The organism is Streptomyces sp. CT34, assembly GCF_000805335.1.
Lineage (GTDB): Bacteria > Actinomycetota > Actinomycetes > Streptomycetales > Streptomycetaceae > Streptomyces.
On the sequence record NZ_KN708638.1, the window covers coordinates 1,334,813 to 1,350,114 of the forward strand.

At 74.4% G+C, this 15,302-nt stretch carries 16 protein-coding genes; 8 read left to right on the forward strand and 8 right to left on the reverse strand.

Going from position 1 to position 15,302, the window contains the following annotated elements:
- Both RZ84_RS36225 and RZ84_RS05980 read right to left on the reverse strand, forming a co-directional pair.
- Positions 1-418: NUDIX hydrolase (locus RZ84_RS36225; protein WP_078894567.1), on the reverse strand; the 418-nt coding region annotated here is incomplete at its 3' end.
- A 13-nt stretch (positions 419-431) separates the two neighbouring features.
- Positions 432-1,979: an ATP-dependent DNA ligase gene (locus RZ84_RS05980; RefSeq protein ID WP_043263391.1), complete on the reverse strand. Its 1,548-nt coding sequence runs from the start codon at positions 1,977-1,979 to the stop codon at positions 432-434.
- Positions 1,980-2,495: 516 nt separating this feature from the next.
- On the opposite strand from RZ84_RS05980, the gene RZ84_RS05985 reads away from it, so the two are divergent.
- Positions 2,496-3,062, forward strand: coding sequence for a nucleoside deaminase (locus tag RZ84_RS05985; RefSeq protein WP_043263392.1), 567 nt, complete (start codon positions 2,496-2,498; stop codon positions 3,060-3,062).
- 69 nt (positions 3,063-3,131) lie between these two features.
- Here the strand turns inward: RZ84_RS05985 and RZ84_RS05990 are convergent, their stop codons facing one another.
- Positions 3,132-3,890 (reverse strand): thioesterase II family protein, encoded by a 759-nt coding sequence (locus tag RZ84_RS05990; protein WP_043263393.1) that lies wholly within the window; start codon positions 3,888-3,890, stop codon positions 3,132-3,134.
- Between the two features lie 129 nt (positions 3,891-4,019).
- Between RZ84_RS05990 and RZ84_RS05995 the strand changes: the two genes are divergently transcribed.
- Together RZ84_RS05995 and RZ84_RS06000 are read left to right on the forward strand one after the other, a co-directional pair.
- Entirely contained in the window at positions 4,020-4,700 is a 681-nt protein-coding gene (locus RZ84_RS05995) for a histone deacetylase (RefSeq protein WP_198540123.1), read from the forward strand.
- Between the two features lie 70 nt (positions 4,701-4,770).
- On the forward strand, positions 4,771-6,090 hold the full coding sequence (locus RZ84_RS06000) for a phosphoribosyltransferase family protein (RefSeq protein ID WP_043269243.1): 1,320 nt from the start codon (positions 4,771-4,773) through the stop codon (positions 6,088-6,090).
- A 149-nt stretch (positions 6,091-6,239) separates the two neighbouring features.
- Here the strand turns inward: RZ84_RS06000 and RZ84_RS06005 are convergent, their stop codons facing one another.
- Positions 6,240-7,355: a baeRF3 domain-containing protein gene (locus tag RZ84_RS06005; protein WP_043263394.1), complete on the reverse strand. Its 1,116-nt coding sequence runs from the start codon at positions 7,353-7,355 to the stop codon at positions 6,240-6,242.
- 306 nt (positions 7,356-7,661) lie between these two features.
- On the opposite strand from RZ84_RS06005, the gene RZ84_RS06010 reads away from it, so the two are divergent.
- Positions 7,662-8,093, forward strand: a complete 432-nt coding sequence (locus tag RZ84_RS06010) for a CBS domain-containing protein (protein WP_043263395.1) — start codon at positions 7,662-7,664, stop codon at positions 8,091-8,093.
- 432 nt (positions 8,094-8,525) lie between these two features.
- On the opposite strand, the gene RZ84_RS06015 is transcribed toward RZ84_RS06010, so the two are convergent.
- The gene (locus tag RZ84_RS06015; protein WP_078893609.1) at positions 8,526-9,371 is read right to left on the reverse strand and encodes a 3-hydroxybutyrate dehydrogenase; all 846 of its coding nucleotides are present in this window, start codon (positions 9,369-9,371) and stop codon (positions 8,526-8,528) included.
- Positions 9,372-9,521: 150 nt separating this feature from the next.
- Between RZ84_RS06015 and RZ84_RS06020 the strand changes: the two genes are divergently transcribed.
- A complete protein-coding gene (locus RZ84_RS06020; RefSeq protein ID WP_043263396.1) occupies positions 9,522-10,076 on the forward strand; it encodes a hypothetical protein in 555 nt (184 codons plus the stop codon).
- A gap of 45 nt (positions 10,077-10,121) precedes the next feature.
- Here RZ84_RS06020 and RZ84_RS06025 read toward each other — a convergent pair whose 3' ends face one another.
- The 3 genes from RZ84_RS06025 to RZ84_RS06035 all read right to left on the reverse strand — a co-directional run bounded on the left by RZ84_RS06025 (position 10,122) and on the right by RZ84_RS06035 (position 12,216).
- A complete protein-coding gene (locus tag RZ84_RS06025; protein ID WP_043263397.1) occupies positions 10,122-10,613 on the reverse strand; it encodes an NUDIX hydrolase in 492 nt (163 codons plus the stop codon).
- 112 nt (positions 10,614-10,725) lie between these two features.
- Complete coding sequence (locus tag RZ84_RS06030; protein ID WP_043263398.1) at positions 10,726-11,340, reverse strand: hypothetical protein; 615 nt, start codon at positions 11,338-11,340, stop codon at positions 10,726-10,728.
- Between the two features lie 57 nt (positions 11,341-11,397).
- A complete protein-coding gene (locus RZ84_RS06035; protein WP_052229802.1) occupies positions 11,398-12,216 on the reverse strand; it encodes a glutamate racemase in 819 nt (272 codons plus the stop codon).
- Positions 12,217-12,341: 125 nt separating this feature from the next.
- On the opposite strand from RZ84_RS06035, the gene RZ84_RS06040 reads away from it, so the two are divergent.
- The 3 genes from RZ84_RS06040 to RZ84_RS06050 all read left to right on the forward strand — a co-directional run bounded on the left by RZ84_RS06040 (position 12,342) and on the right by RZ84_RS06050 (position 15,291).
- A complete protein-coding gene (locus RZ84_RS06040) occupies positions 12,342-13,490 on the forward strand; it encodes a glycosyltransferase (protein ID WP_043263399.1) in 1,149 nt (382 codons plus the stop codon).
- 143 nt (positions 13,491-13,633) lie between these two features.
- Positions 13,634-14,251, forward strand: coding sequence for a hypothetical protein (locus RZ84_RS38795; RefSeq protein WP_043263400.1), 618 nt, complete (start codon positions 13,634-13,636; stop codon positions 14,249-14,251).
- Positions 14,252-14,844: 593 nt separating this feature from the next.
- Complete coding sequence (locus tag RZ84_RS06050) at positions 14,845-15,291, forward strand: DUF6643 family protein (RefSeq protein ID WP_043263401.1); 447 nt, start codon at positions 14,845-14,847, stop codon at positions 15,289-15,291.
- The last annotated feature ends 11 nt before the right edge of the window (positions 15,292-15,302 follow it).

Here is a 15,302-nt window from a genome sequence, read left to right on the forward strand (position 1 = left end):
CCAGCCGCTCCCGGGCCGCCTCCGGGGTGAACCAGGCCACCCGGTCGATCTCCGGGAAGCCGCGGACCACCCCCGACCCGCGCGGCCACTCCATGGCGAAGGTGCCGGGCACGATCCGCTCCGGGTCGAGATCGCCCGCGACGGCCCAGACCGTGACCACCTTGCCGCCGGACTGGCGGGCCTCCCCCAGCGGGAGGTACCGCCCCTCCGGCGGCGGCAGCCCCAGTTCCTCCGCGAACTCCCGCCGGGCCGCGTCCCACGGTTCCTCCGGCGGTGCGTACTCGCCCTTGGGGACGGACCAGGCGCCCGCGTCCCGGCGGGCCCACAGCGGTCCGCCCATGTGCGCCAGCAGCACCTCGACACCGCCGTCCGCATCACCCCGGTACAGCAGCAGCCCCGCGCTCCGTCCGCCCGCCACGAGCCCGCCGCCGCTATCCGTGCCCGCCGGGATGCGCGGCGAGCACCGTCCCGATCGTGTCGGCCTGCGCCGCCGGCTTGTCCTCGCGGTAGCGCAGCACGCGGGCGAAGCGCAGGGTGACGCCGGCCGGGTAGCGGGGCGAGGTCTGGAGCCCGTCGTAGGCGATCTCGACGACGAGTTCCGGACGGACCGTCACCACGTGGCCGTCGTCCGACTCCGCGAGTTCCTGGAGCCGTCGGGTCTGCCAGTCGAGGGTGGCATCGGTCAGGCCCTTGAAGGTCTTGCCGAGCATCACGAAGCCGCCGTCCGGGTCGCGCGCGCCGAGGTGGAGGTTGGAGAGCCTGCCGGTGCGCCGGCCGTGCCCCCACTCGGCGGCGAGCACCACGAGGTCCAGGGTGTGGACCGGCTTCACCTTCAGCCAGGCGGCGCCCCGGCGGCCCGCACTGTACGGCGCGTAGAGGGCCTTGACCACGACGCCCTCGTGGCCGCGGCGCAGGGTCCGCACCCAGAACTCCGCGGCGGCGGCGCGGGCGGCGGCGTCGGCCGGGTCCCGCACCACGCAGCGGCGCACCCGCATCGGCTCGGGGACCAGCGCGGCCAGCTCGGCGTGCCGCTTGTCGCCCGGGAGCCCCAGCAGGTCGCGGTCGCCGAGCGCGAGGATGTCGAAGAAGACCGGGGTGAGCGGCAGGGCGGACCGGGCCGCCTCGACATCGACCCTGGAGCCGAAGCGGCCGGCGATCCGCTGGAAGGGTAGCGGCCGGCCCCCGGCATCCAGGGCGATCACCTCGCCGTCCAGGATGAAGCGCCCGGCCGGGAGCTCCCGGACCAGGTCGGTGACCTCGGGCAGCCGGTCGGTGACCTCGTCCAGGGTGCGGGTGTGGATCCGTACGTCCGGCCCGTCCCGGTGCACCTGCACCCGGATGCCGTCGAGCTTCTCCTCCACGGCGCAGTGGCCCAGTCTGTCGATCGCCTCGTCGACCGACGCGGCGGTCTGCGCGAGCATCGGTCCGACGGGGCTGCCGATCGTGAGGCGGAAGTCGGCGAGCGCCGACGGGCCCCGGGACAGCAGGGCCCGGGCCACGTCCGGCAGCGAGCCGGCCAGCATCACGGCCCGGCGCACGTCGGCCGCCGGCACCTCGGTGGCCGCGGCGAGCCCCTCGGCGGCCAGCGCCTCCAGCGCCCCCTGCCGCACCTCGCCGGTCAGCAGACCGTGCAGAAACCGCTGCTCCGGCGCGGTCGCCGCGGCCAGCAGCTCCCGGGCCAGCCGGCGCCGCTCGGTCTGCGCGCCGGGCCCGGCGACCCGGGCCAGGCGGGACAGCGCGGCATCGACCCCGGCCACGGTCAGCGTGGGCTCGGCGGCGGGCGGTGGCGGTGCGCGCAGTACGCTCCAGCCGATCCCGATGCGCCCCTGGGGCAGCCGTCCGGCCAGGTACGGGATGACGACGGGCACGTCCTCCGGCGCGGCGGCCCGGAACAGCCCGGCCAGCAGCGCGATCTTCCGGGACCGCGCCGCGGTGGCGGCGACCTCCGCCGAGACCTGTGCGAGACGGGCGAGCAGCATAGGACCACTTTCCGCCCTTATGGGGCGAGGTGCACGGGGACGTCGAGCCGCCCCGGCGCCGCACCGAAGGTCGGGGCGAGCACCGCGACCGCGGGGTGGCGCGCCGACGGCACCGCCATGGCCTGCTTCCCGTCGGCGGCGCCGCGGAGCCGGTACGGCGCCCGCAGCGGGACCGGCCGCCGAACGCCGGGCGGCCTTGCGTGCGTCGGCCTTGCGTGCCTGCTCCGGCCAGTTGAGGAAGTCCCGCTCGCAACCGGGGCGCAGACCACGGGAGATGAGGGCGAAGCGGAAGACAACCACCCGTTCGCCGGTCCGCTCCGGTCGGCGCCGGTACGCGTCGGTCCGGCCGTCACGCACCTGCCCCGAGAGGCCACCGCGGTGGCGCTGCCGCCCGCCGGGCGACGGCTTGCACGGGCACTCACCCGGAGTAGCGTAGTGCAAAAGCGAATTAACTGGCACATGGGGCAATTGCCTGGCCACTCCACCACGGATCAGCGGCCGATCGGAGACGTGGCGATGGAACCGAGGGAACTGATCGCCGAGGCGGTGCGGCTCGCCACGGAGTCCGTGGACAAGGGCTGGGGCGGTCCGTTCGGCGCGGTCATCGTCCGCGACGGCGAGATCGTCGCCCGCGGCCAGAACCGCGTCCTGCTCACCGGCGACCCCACCGCGCACGCCGAGGTGGAGACCATCCGCAAGGCCGCGCAGATACTCAATCCTGAGGCCCCGTCAATCGCCGAGGAGCACCAGAACGAGAGCACTCTGGAGTACGTGCCCCGGCCCGAGGGCTCGCCGGACCCGGTGCCGGAACGCGCCCGGATGCTCCAGGGCTGCTCGATCTACAGCAGCGGCGCCCCCTGCCCGATGTGCATGAGCGCCATCTACTGGTCCCGGCTGGACGCGGTCTACTTCAGCTGCGGCCTGGAGGACACCCGGCGGATCGGCTTCGACGACGCGTTCCAGTACGAGGACTTCCGAAGGCCGCTCGACCAGCGCCGGATCACGATCCGGCAGATCTACCCCGAACTGGGCGCCGGCGCCTACGAGGCGTGGTCGCACCGGGTCGACCACCACGCGTACTGACCGGCCCGACCGGACCCGCGGCGGGCGGCGCCGGTCCGGCCGCACCCGCGCACGGGCACCCGGGCCGCGCTACGCCCAGCGCCCGATGTCACGCACGACGATCTTCCCGACCTGCTCCGCCCGGGAGTTGAGGTAGAAGTGGCCACCGCCCGGGAACACCGTCAGCTCGCAGCGGCCCGTGGTGTGCTCGCGCCAGGCGTCCGCCTCCTCCGGGGTGGTGACCGGGTCGTCGTCCCCCACGAGGACCGAGACCGGGCAGCTCAGCCGGGGCCCCGCGCGGTGGCGGTAGGTCTCGACGGCCTTGTAGTCCGCGCGGACCGCGGGCAGCACCATCCGCAGCAGCTCCTCGTCACCGAGCACCTGCTCGTCGGTGCCGCTCAACTCCTTGAGTGCGGCGACCAGTCCGTCGTCGTCCCGCCGGTGGACCGCCAGGTCGCGGTGCCGGGAAGGGGCCCGGCGGGCGGAGGCGAACAGGCCCAGCGGCGGCGTGCCGGCCCGCGCCAGATTCCTGGCGACCTCGTAGGCGACGGTGGCACCCATGCTGTGGCCGAAGAGCGCCAGCGGCCGGTCGGTCCAGGGCTCCAGCGCCGCGGTGGCCCGGTCGGCCAGCTCGTGGATGTCCTCCAGGCACGGCTCGGACAGCCGGTCCTGGCGGCCCGGGTACTGCACGGCGAGCACGTCCAGCTGCGGGGAGAGCTCCCGCGCCATCGGGAAGTAGAACGCCGCCGAGCCCCCGGCGTGCGGAAAGCAGACCAATCCGCACGGCGCCTCGGGCGCCGGCCGGAACCGGCGGATCCACCGGTTGCTGTACTCGCTGGTAGTAGCCACGTACAGGAGGTCTATCAGCCCGTCGAGAACCGATCAACCGGAATCCTCCCCCGCCGCGCAGCGCGCGATCCGGGCCGGCCGCGGGCCGTCCCGTCGCCCGGTGACCCGCGGCGATACCGTGGACACGTGATGACTCCGCGCGTCCTGGAACCCCGGGAGTCCGGGCGGCACGCGGCAGGCGCCGCCCCCGTTCCCCTGGTCTGGTACGCCGCCTACGGGTCCAACATGCATCCCGAGCGGCTCGGCCACTATCTCGCCGGCGGCCGTCCGCCCGGCGGCCGGCGCGACCACCCCGGCTGCCGCGACCCCCGCCCTCCCGCGCGCAGCGTGCCCGTAGTCCTCCGCGGACGGCTGTACTTCGCCACCGAATCCGCGCTGTGGACCGGCGGCCGGGCCTTCTACGACGCCGACGCGGACGGCGAACTCCCCGCCTACGCCTACCTCCTGACGCTCTCTCAATTCTCCGACATCGCCGCGCAGGAGATGTACCGCGATCCGTCCGGCGACCTCGACCTCACTCCGGCCCTCACCCGCGGACGCGCCCGCCTCGGCCCCGGCCGGTACGAGACCCTGGTCTGCCCCGGCCGGCTCGACGGGCACCCGGTGCTGACCTTCACCGCCCCCTGGCACAGCGCGGACGTCCCGCCGAACCCGCCCGCCCCCGCCTATCTGCGCCATATCGCCGCCGGGATCATCGCCGCCCACGGCTGGACCCGGCAGCGCACCGCGGAATATCTCGCCGCGTGCCCGGGAGTGGCCGCCGGGTGGTCGGTCCAGGAGATCGTCGCCCTGCTCGGACTTGCGCAATAGCGCGATGTGGGGTTATTTCGAACTAGGTGTGGACGTGGCTTCCGTCTCCCCTGGGTAGGGGGTGCACATCGTGCTGTTCACTGACCGCGCGGACGCCGGACGCCGCCTCGCCGAGGCGGTGCGCCACCTGCAGAGCGAGGACCCCGTCGTCCTGGGCCTGCCCCGCGGCGGGGTTCCGGTGGCCTATCAGGTGGCCCAGGCGCTCGACGCCCCCCTCGACGTGATCGTCGTCCGCAAACTCGGCGTCCCGTACCAGCGCGAGCTGGGTTTCGGCGCCATCGGCGAGGGCGGCATCCGCGTCCTGAGCGACGACATCATCCGCCGGGGCCGGGTCAACCAGTCCGACATCGCCTCCGTGGAGCGCGAGGAAGCGACGGAACTCGCCCGGCAGGCCGCCCGCTTCCGGGCCGGCCGGCCGCGGCTGTCGCTGGACGGCCGGACCGCGATCGTGATCGACGACGGCATCGCGACCGGCGCCACCGCGGCAGCCGCCTGCCAGGTGGTACGCGCCCAGGGCGCGGCCCGTGTCGTGCTGGCCGTCCCCGTGGCGCCGCCGGACGCCGCCGAGCGCCTGCGCAGCACGGTGGACGAGATCGTCTGTCTGTCCACCCCCTACGCGTTCTCCGCGGTCGGCGAGTGGTACGAGGACTTCTCCCAGACCTCGGACGACGAGGTCGTCTCCCTGCTGGCCCAGGCCGCGGCCGGTGCGGCCCCGCGCACCCGCACCGGGAAGGGAGCGCCGGAGAGCGTGCCGACCGAGCAGGAGGTCCGCGTCGAGGCGGGTCCGGTGGTGCTCACCGGGGATCTCACCCGGCCCACCGCCACCGCGCCGATCGTGATGTTCGCCCACGGCTCCGGCAGCAGCCGGCACAGCCCCCGCAACCGCGCGGTGGCCGCGGCCCTCAACCGCGCGGGCCTGGGCACCCTGCTCTTCGACCTGCTCACCCCGGCCGAGGAGGCCAACCGGGCCAACGTCTTCGACATCGACACGCTGGCCCGCAGGCTCGCCGACGCCACCCGCTGGCTGCGCGACCGCGCTCCGGTGCCCATCGGCTACTTCGGCGCCAGCACCGGAGCCGCCGCCGCGCTGCGGGCCGCCGCCTACCCGGACGCGGACATCGGCGCCGTGGTCTCCCGCGGTGGCCGCCCCGACCTCGCCGGCCGCTCGCTGCTCGGCTCCGTACAGGCGCCGACGCTCCTGATCGTCGGCGGCAACGACACCCTGGTGCTGGACCTCAACCGCCAGGCGCAGTCCGCGCTGAGCTGCGAGAACACGCTCGAAATCGTCCCCGGCGCCAGCCATCTCTTCGAGGAGCGCGGCGCCCTGGACCGGGTCTCCGTCCTCGCCCGCGACTGGTTCACCCGCCACTTCCACCTCCAACCGGCCTGACCCCCGCCCTGCGCCCGGCCGGCCGGGCGCAGGGCGGTCAGCCGAACGATCGAACCGCGGTAAGACGTCGAACGGCGGTCAACGGACTTCCCGTTGACCGCCGTTGGCCGGTCCATGTCCCGTCCCGGCAGATGGCCCCGCCGGCCCGGCTAGTACCGCAACGCGCTCGCGATGCCGCCCACCTCGGCCAGCGTGCCGTCCGGTACGAACCGCACCTCCGCGCCGGTGTCCAGGCACCGCTCGACGATCTCGTCGACGATGTCGTCCACCGCGTCCCGGTCGCCGGGCTCCGCCGGCGTCAGATGGCCGCCGGATTCCCGTACCGTCTCGCGGTAGTTCTCCTCCACCGCCAGCAGGGCGACCCGGCCGGTCGTGACGTTCTGCCGGATCTCGTCGACCCCGGCCGCGAACGCCCGGCGCCCGCGCGCCCGGTCCAGCTCGGCCAGCACCTCCTCGACCTCACCGGCCGCGCGCTTCTCGGCGTAGGGGCGTACGGCCTGCCAGACCGCGTCCGGCGGTCCGGCCGCCAGCCCCGCCTGCGGCACCTGCGTGACCTCGCCCTTGGCCCCCTTGGCGCCGCGCAGGACGCTGCCGGCATCGTCCAGCAGGGCGAGCGCCACCGCCTCACCGGCCACGTACAGCGGCCGGGGATCGGACTTGAGGACGGCGCTCATCGCCGTGTCCGCCTCCCGCAGGAACTGGCGGGTGTGCTCGTCGCTGAAGGTGCTGGGGATCTCGCCGACCTGCTCCTGGTTCTCCGCGTCCGGGTCGACCAGGCTGCGGGTCACGGGAAAGCCGCCCCGGTGCACCTCGGTGACGCGATCCGCCGCACCGCTCCACAGGGAGATCCGGCCGGCCGAGAGCGCCATGACCCAGAACGGCCGCTCGGCGGCCTGCGCGGCGACCAGGTTGCGGGTCAGGAAGGTGTCCGAGAGCACCACGCGGGCGGGCACCGTACGACCCAGCGACCACACCTGGTGCTCGCCCGGCGCGGCGAAGACGGCCATCCCGTCCTCGGCGTGCGTCAGGTCGATCTCCGAGACGGCCTGGTCCAACTGCTCGATGACGGCGATCCGTCGGTCCCTGCTGACGTCCGGATCGGCTTGGAGCTGCTCCTTGGCCTCGGCCATCATGTTGCGCAACAGGACCGGGTCCTGTGCACTGTCCGGCTCCCGGCGGTGCGTCGGCATGAGGACCGTCACGGCCGGATAGGGCCGCTGCCGCCGGAGCTTGGCGAGGTCGGCAGAGCTGAGCGCAGCATGCATCGGAACCTTCTTTCCGCGAGTGGATTTGGCACGGGGGCGTTTCCGCGAGTGGATGCGCACAGGGACGCGCCGTCGGCCGTGCGCGCACCGCCCCCGCCGGGCGCCGTCCGCCACCCCCGGCCCGCTACCCCGCACCCGGCCACACTATGAACGATATGCCCGATTCCCCGGTGCGGCAGCAGCAGCGCGGCACCCTCTCCGAGCCGGTCCGGGACCGCCTCCGGCCCCGGAAGCGACCTTGCTCCATTCGTGGTGTCATCGAAGCAGAGACGCAACTTCCACCACGCTCCGAAGGCGGGAGGAATCATGGCCAGCAAACGAGCCCGGGACATCATGACCGGCGGAGTGCAATGTGTGGGCGCGCACCAGACGCTGCTCGACGCGGCGAAGATGATGCGCGACCTGAAGGTCGGCTGCCTGCCCATCTGTGGTGACAACAACAGGCTGGCGGGCATGGTCACCGACCGTGACATCGTCATCAAGTGCGTTGCCGAGGGCATCGATCCGGCGACGGTGCAGGCCGGAAGCATGCAGTCGAAGATCCACTGGATCGACGCCGAGGCGGACGCCGGCGACGTGCTGAGCACCATGGAGCAGCACCAGATCAAGCGCCTCCCGGTGATCGACGTCAAGGGCGGCCACCAACTGGTCGGAATGATCACCGAGGCCGACCTCGCGAAGAACCTCACCGACGCCCAGGTCGCGGAGTTCGCCAACCGCGTCTACGCGACCACCTAGCGCCGCCGTACCGCGGCCGAGCGCACCGCATCCGTACCCCGCACCGGTTACGCGACGGCCGCCCCACAACACCGTTGCCGGTTCCGTTCACCAACTCCGTTGCCGGCGCCGCGCATTCGGCGCACGCGACCGGACCCGCCGGGCCGGCACCCGGGCCGCCCACTCCTCGATGCACCCGGCGCGTGAATCCGGCACGCGGGCGCCGCACAGCACGCAGCCGGCACCGACGGCCGCAGGACGTTCACCACGGTCGGACCGGCCGGCCCGACCCCCGCGACGACGACTGAGGTACGGGGACTCCCCAACCGCGCGGCCGGCACGGCCGGTTCGGGCGACGCGGACGATCGCCGAGCACCCTGCGGACGACTCGCCGAGCATCCCGGAAGGACCGCAGCAGCACGCCCGCGCCCCTGGGCAAGCAGGCGTGCCCCCTCAGTGCGCCGTCCAGCCCCCGTCCATCGCCAGCGACGTCCCGGTGACGAAGGACGCCTGCGGAGTGCAGAGATAGGCGACCGCCTCGGCGACCTCCTCCGGTTCGAGCAGCCGCTTGAGGGCGGAATCGGCCAGCAGGATGTCGGTCAGTACGCGTTCTGGGGGGATGCCGTGCGCGGCGGCCTGGTCGGCGATCTGGCGCTCCACAAGGGGCGTCCGTACGTAGCCGGGGTTCACGCAGTTGCTGGTCACGCCGTGCGCGGCACCCTCCAGTGCGGCGGTCTTCGACAGGCCCTCCAGACCGTGCTTGGCGGCGACATACGCGGACTTGAACGGCGAGGCCCGCAGCCCGTGCACGGACGAGATGTTGACGATCCGGCCCCAGCCCTGCTCGTACATATGGGGCAGCGCCCCGCGCAGCAGCCGGAACGGCGCCTCCAGCATGACGGTCAGCACCTCGTGGAACACCTCGGGCGGGAAGTCCTCGATGGGCCGCACGAGTTGGATGCCCGCGTTGTTGACCAGTACGTCGCAGCCCGCCGCGGCCCGCTCGGCGGCGGCCAGGTCGGTGAGGTCCAGCGGACGGGGCTCGATACGGCCCGGCGCGGCACCGGGGAGGGCGGCCGGCAGCCCGGCGAGTCCTTCGGCGTCCCGGTCCACCGCCCGGACCGTGGCACCGGCCGCCGCCAGCCGCAGCGCGCAGGCCCGCCCGATACCGCCGGCGGCGCCGGTGACCAGCGCGGTCCGGCCGCGCAGATCGAGGGAAGCGGGGAAACCGGCAGAGCCCGGCGAAGCGGAGGACGTACCCGGGGTGTCCGGCGTTCCGGGGCTGGTGATCGCAGTCATGCCCGCACCCTAGAGCGGGTCCGCGCCGCAGGAGGGCGATCCGCCGACTCACTCGAACGGCCGCCCCGGATCGCCCCGCGCCCCCGGTGCCTCCTAGCGTCGAACGACGCGGCGTGCCGTCTGCGCACCGCCGCCACGAGGAGGCCGACCATGCGGAGGCTCATCATCGCGCCGACGGTGCTGCTCGCACTCACGGCGGCGGGGTGCGGCACGGGAGAGGGCGACGAGGTGTCCACCACCGCTCCGTCCGCCGGCCAACCGGGCGGCGGCCCGGGTCCGCAGAGCTCCGGCGACGGCACGCCGGATCCGGCGTCGCCCACCATCCCCGGTCAGCCGGTGAGCTGCGGCGAGATCGCCGATGCGCTGGGCCGGGCGCACGGCGTCGCGCTGTTCGCCGACCCCGGCGCGGGCGGCACGGTCGGCTGCGCGGAGGCGCACGACGTGATGGCGGAGTTCTTCCTGCGGGCGCCCCCGACGCGCGCCAACCGCGGTGCGCTGGCCGTGCGGGGCTGGTTGTGCCAGTACGAGAGCGGGCCGACCGGCACCTGGATCACCAGCTGCCGCAAGGACAAGCGGGAGATGCACACGGAGGAGCCGGCCGGGCGGGACGGCGACCCCGGCGGTCCCCCGGGCGCGTCCCAACTGCCCAGCCTGCCCGACGAGTCCGCGACCCCGATAGCGCGGCCGTCGACGACGGAGCTGTAGGGCGCGGCGGGTTACCGACGCCGCGCCGTCCGCCGCGCCGGTCCCTCAGGGGGCAGCGAGCTCCTCCCCCATGCCATGGAACCACGTCGGACCGGCCTCCACCGCCTTCTTGATCCGGGTCAGTGCGAAGCCGTCCAGCTCCGGAAGGGCGTCGAGGGCGAACCAGCCGACCGCCAGCGACTCGTCGTCGTTGACCTTCGCCTCGCCGCCGACCGCCCGGCAGCGCAGCGTGACATCCATGAACTGGCACAGGTCGCCGTTCGGGTACTCGGTCGGCGGCATGGTCTCGACGAGCACGACGCCCTCGGCGACCACGCGCACCGCGGTCTCCTCGTAGACCTCGCGCGCCGCCGTCTCGGCGGGCTGCTCGCCGGGCTCGGGGATGCCGCCGATGATCGACCAGTCGCCGGTGTCGGCGCGCTTGCCGAGCAGCACCCGGCCGTCGCCGTCGAAGACGACCGCGCTCACCCCGGGCAGCCACAGCAGCCGCCGGCCGATGAAGCTCCGGAGTTCGCGGATGAAATCGGGGGTTGCCATGCGTCGACCCTACGGGACACCGCGGGCGGGCCCCCGGCGCGAACCAGGGTCGCGAACGCCCGCCGGGCCGGACGCCCGCCGGGCGTGTGTCAGGGGCGCGCGGCCGGCCCGGTCACGACGTCGACGCCGGCCGGCGCAGCCGCAGCCGCTCGCGGACGCAGCGCACCGCGCCCTCCGCGTCGTCGACGGTGACGGTGAACGTCCGCCCGTCACCGAGCCGGAGCACCAGCCCCTCCCCGCGGCGCACGACCACCGCGGTGCCCTGCTCGGGACGCCAGCGGTAGCCCCAGCCGCCCCAGTGGCGGGGGGTGACCCGGGGATCGACGTCGGCGCCGACGACCGTGTCCAGCGGGATCCGGCGCCGCGGCACTCCCAAGTGGCCGCACCGGACCTCCAGGCAGTCGCTGTCGACCCGGACCGCGACATGGACGAAGGCCAGGGTGCCGAAGAGCACCAACAGGCCGGCCGCGACACAGCCGACCACGGACATCACCAGGGGCGCCAGGCCGTGGGTCCAGGTGCTCTCGACGGCGAGGGCGATGCCCAGCGCCAGGCAGGCCGCGCCCACCACGGCCAGCAGCCACTGGATGCGGTTGGTGGCGGTGCCGTGCCAGACCTCGGGGATCTCCGTACCGGAGCCGTCGGAGCGGGGCGCGCCGCCGGCCGCGCCGTCCGTGGAACCGTGCTGATCGGGGGCTGCTGCCCCCTCGTGGGGGTGGTCCCTCATGAGACGCAGCGTACGCGCCTTTGCACACTGCGGCAGCGCGTCAGGACGCGTCGTCCGTCACGCCAGTCCCGGAGCCGACGCGGCGGCGCCGACGTCATGGATGACGTCGGCATTGAGCAGCCGGCCCTCCGCGTACGCCAGCGCCATGGCCGGCAGCGCGGCCGGACGGCCGCCGAGGAGCACGGTGACGGTGCCGGTCGGGGCGGCCGACGGCGCGGGTTCGGCACCGATCCTGCGCAGTGCCTGAGCGGCGACGGCCTCGGCGGAGCCGTGCAGGACGAGGCGCGGGGCACCGGGCTGCTGGAGGGCCGCGCGGATCCGCTCGGCGACCAGCTCGTAGTGGGTGCAGCCCAGGACGACGGCGCGCACGTCCCGCGGGGTGCTATGCGCCGCGGCGGCGACGGCGGCGTCGATCGCGGCCTCGTCCGCCGCCTCGACGGCGTCGGCGAGCCCCGGGCAGGGCACTCCGGTGACCGTCACCCCACTCGCGAACCGCTCGATCAGATCCCGCTGGTAGGGGCTGCCGGTGGTGGCGGGGGTGGCCCAGATGGCGACCGGGCCGCCGCCGGCCGCCGCGGGCTTGATCGCCGGGACGGTGCCGATGACCGGCACGTCCGGCTCCAGTGCGGCGCGGAGCGCGGGCAGGGCGTGCACCGACGCGGTGTTGCAGGCCACGATCAGCGCGTCGGGCCGGTGCGCCGCCGCGGCGCGGGCCACGTCCAGCGCGAGGGCGGCGACCTCTTGGTGGCTGCGCGGGCCCCACGGCAGGCTGTCGGGGTCGGCGGAGAGGACCAGATCCGCGTCCGGCCGCAGACGGCGAACGGCGGCGGCTGCCGCGAGCAGCCCGGTCCCGGAGTCCATCAGCGCGATCTTCACGCGGACACTTTACTCAGCCGCCCGCCCGACTTGTCATACCGGCCGGGAGAACGGGCCATACCGGGAGACCGTGTCGATCACGGGCGGGCGGCTGCCGTCGTGGGCAGACTGCGCCCGTGGGAGCGATGGAGTGGATCGGTGCCGGGTCGCTGCTGGCCTGGGTGTGGCTGGTACTGGGGCAGGGCTTCTTCTGGCGGACGGACGTCCGGCTGCCGGACCGGTGCGATCCGGACCGCTGGCCGTCGGTCGCGGTGGTGGTCCCGGCGCGCGACGAGGCCGAGGTACTGCCCGCGAGCCTGCCGACACTGCTCGCGCAGAAGTACCCCGGCCGCGCGGAGGTCTTCCTCGTGGACGACGGCAGCACGGACGGGACCGGCGCGCTGGCCCGCGAGCTGGCGGACGGGCGCGGTGGGCTGCCGCTGACCGTCGCCTCCCCCGGTGAGCCGGAGCCGGGCTGGACCGGCAAGCTGTGGGCCGTACGGCACGGCATCGCGCTGGCCCGGGAGCGCTCGGCGCCGGAGTACCTGCTGCTGACCGACGCGGACATCGCGCACGCCCCGGACAGCCTCCGGGAGTTGGTGGCCGCGGCCCGCTCCGCGGACCTGGACCTGGTCTCGCAGATGGCGCGGCTGCGGGTGGTGACCTTCTGGGAGCGGCTGGTCGTGCCGGCCTTCGTGTACTTCTTCGGGCAGCTCTATCCGTTCCGCCGGGTCAACCGCCGCGGTGCACGGACCGCCGCGGCGGCCGGCGGCTGTGTACTGCTGCGGCGGGAGGCGGCGGAGCGGGCGGGCATCCCCGAGGCGATCCGGCACGCGGTGATCGACGATGTGACGCTGGCGCGCGCCGTGCAGCGATCCGGCGGCGCGATCTGGCTCGGGCTGGCCGACCGGGTCACCAGCGTGCGCCCGAATCCGCGACTGGCCGGGCTGTGGCGGATGGTCTCCCGCAGCGCCTACGCCCAGCTGCGGCACCGCCCGCTGCTCCTGCTGGGCACGGTCCTCGGCCTGGCGCTGGTCTATCTGGCGCCGCCGGTCGCGCTGCTGGCCGGGCTGGCCGCCGGCCGTCCGGCGCTCGCGGCGCCGGGCGGCGCGGCCTGGGCCCTGATGTGCGGTACGTATCTGCCGATGCTGCGCTACTACCGGCAACCGCTGTGGACGGCCCCGCTGCTGCCCTTCACCGCGCTGCTCTACCTCCTGATGACCGTCGACTCCGCGGTGCAGCACTACCGGGGGCGCGGCGCGGCCTGGAAGGGCCGTACCTACGGGGCGGGGTGAGCCGCGCTCCCGCCGGCGCGGCGGTCACTTGCCGGGACCACGTCAGGCCCCAGCCGTAGGCGTGGTCGACGGTACGCCGCGGACCGATGCCGGGCTCGGGGACGAGGTAGTGGGCCTCGCGCTGCACGACGAGTTCGCCGCCGGTGTCGGTGATCAGGGTCGGCGCGCAGACGGTGAACGGGACCGTGCAGGCGTCGAGCGAGAACCCGACCGGTGCGCCGTGCTGCGGCCGGAGGGTGACCGTGGCGTTCAGGCCCTCGAAGCCGCGGGCTCCGGAGTGGACCGTCACGAAGATCAGGATGCGCCGGAAGCGCGCCCGGGTCGCGTTTGATGGCGAGGTTCGTGCCCCTCGCACCGCGCCGGTGCCGTCGTCCCGGTCGAGCAGGATGTACGGCGGAGCGCGCAGGGCGCCGAAGGCGGTGGCGAGCGGCGGTGGCGAGCGGGTGCACCACCGGCCGAGCCGTCGTGAATTCGTAGCGCGCGCACTGATCGAGGTCGATGTCGCCCGCCGGCGACAGCAGCGCGCCGCGGGCGCCCGCGCCTCCATTGCCCTGCGGCCGAGCTTCTCGGTGAACCGCCTGCCGGCGCTGTCCGCGCGCCAGCTGGGGTTCCCCCGCATCGTGCCCGAGGCACCGCCCCGCCTCGTCAACGAAACCGCCGTGGCGTCCTTCGTGAGGGTGCCTTTCGCAAGGCGCGCGGGAGGGGGCGCGGGCGCCGGCGCGGGTTGCCCGGACGGTGGCGGAATTGACGCCACCGGTTGACCCGTCGGCAACGGGGGCGGCGCGGGCGCCGGTGGAGCCTGGACGGGCGCCGGAGCCGCCGGGGCCGGCGGCGCGGGCGGCTCCTCCTCGACTCCTCGACGCCGATGCCGAAGTCCGTGGCCGGCCCGGCGAACCCGGTGGCGTACCCCTGCCCCACCACGCGGAGCCTCCGGGCCCCGTCGCGGCGGTAGAGCTCGCCCAGGACGAAGGCGGCCTCGGTGGTGACGTGCACATCCGGCGCCCCGGGGGCCGGCCGCCGGCCCGGTTCCACCCGGACCGCCAGGGGCCGGGACCGGAACCGGGACATTGCCGCCCTTGGGCATCGGCATCGCCGCACCTTCCTCCCGGTCCTCGCGGCCGGCTCCCCTCGCACCCCGTCAGCGGTGGTGCACCCCAACCCACTTGGCCATGAGCACCCGGAATCGCCAACTGTTCATCCGCGAGAAGCTCGCTCTTTACACGATTCCTACGGGCGATCGCGACCGATTTTCACAAGTTCGCTCGCATTGTGGACCCATGGCCGCTCGCAACCCATAAAACAACCCTCTTTTCAGGCTCCCCAATCGACACATCGTGGGCTTAACTTATGAAGCATGACCTCCCCCCGCTCGACCTACGGCGGCGGCTACTACGCTTCGCCCTCCTTCCCGGACACCCCGATCTACGACAGCCTCGTCGCAGAGCGGGGCACCCCGCAGATCGCCCCGATCCGCGTGAACCCGTCCCCTTACGACACCGGTTCCTCCCATTTGCCCGCGCTGCCTTCGGCGTTGCCCGCGCTGCCCGCGGCGCCCTCCCATCCCTCTCCGGGCAGCGGGTATCCGGGTGCCGCCGCGCAGCCGGTCGCCCCGCTGCAGCACACCCCGGCCCCGTACATCCCGCAGCAGGCGGGGAACCGCGGCTATCAGCCCCCGCAGCAGTACCAGCGCCCGGCCGGCGGCACCGGGTACGAGGCGATGCGCCCGGCCGCCCCGGTCGCACCGCGGCCCGCCTCGCCCTTCGACGATCCGTACGGCCGCCAGTACCCCCGCGGATACTGACGGGGCCCGGC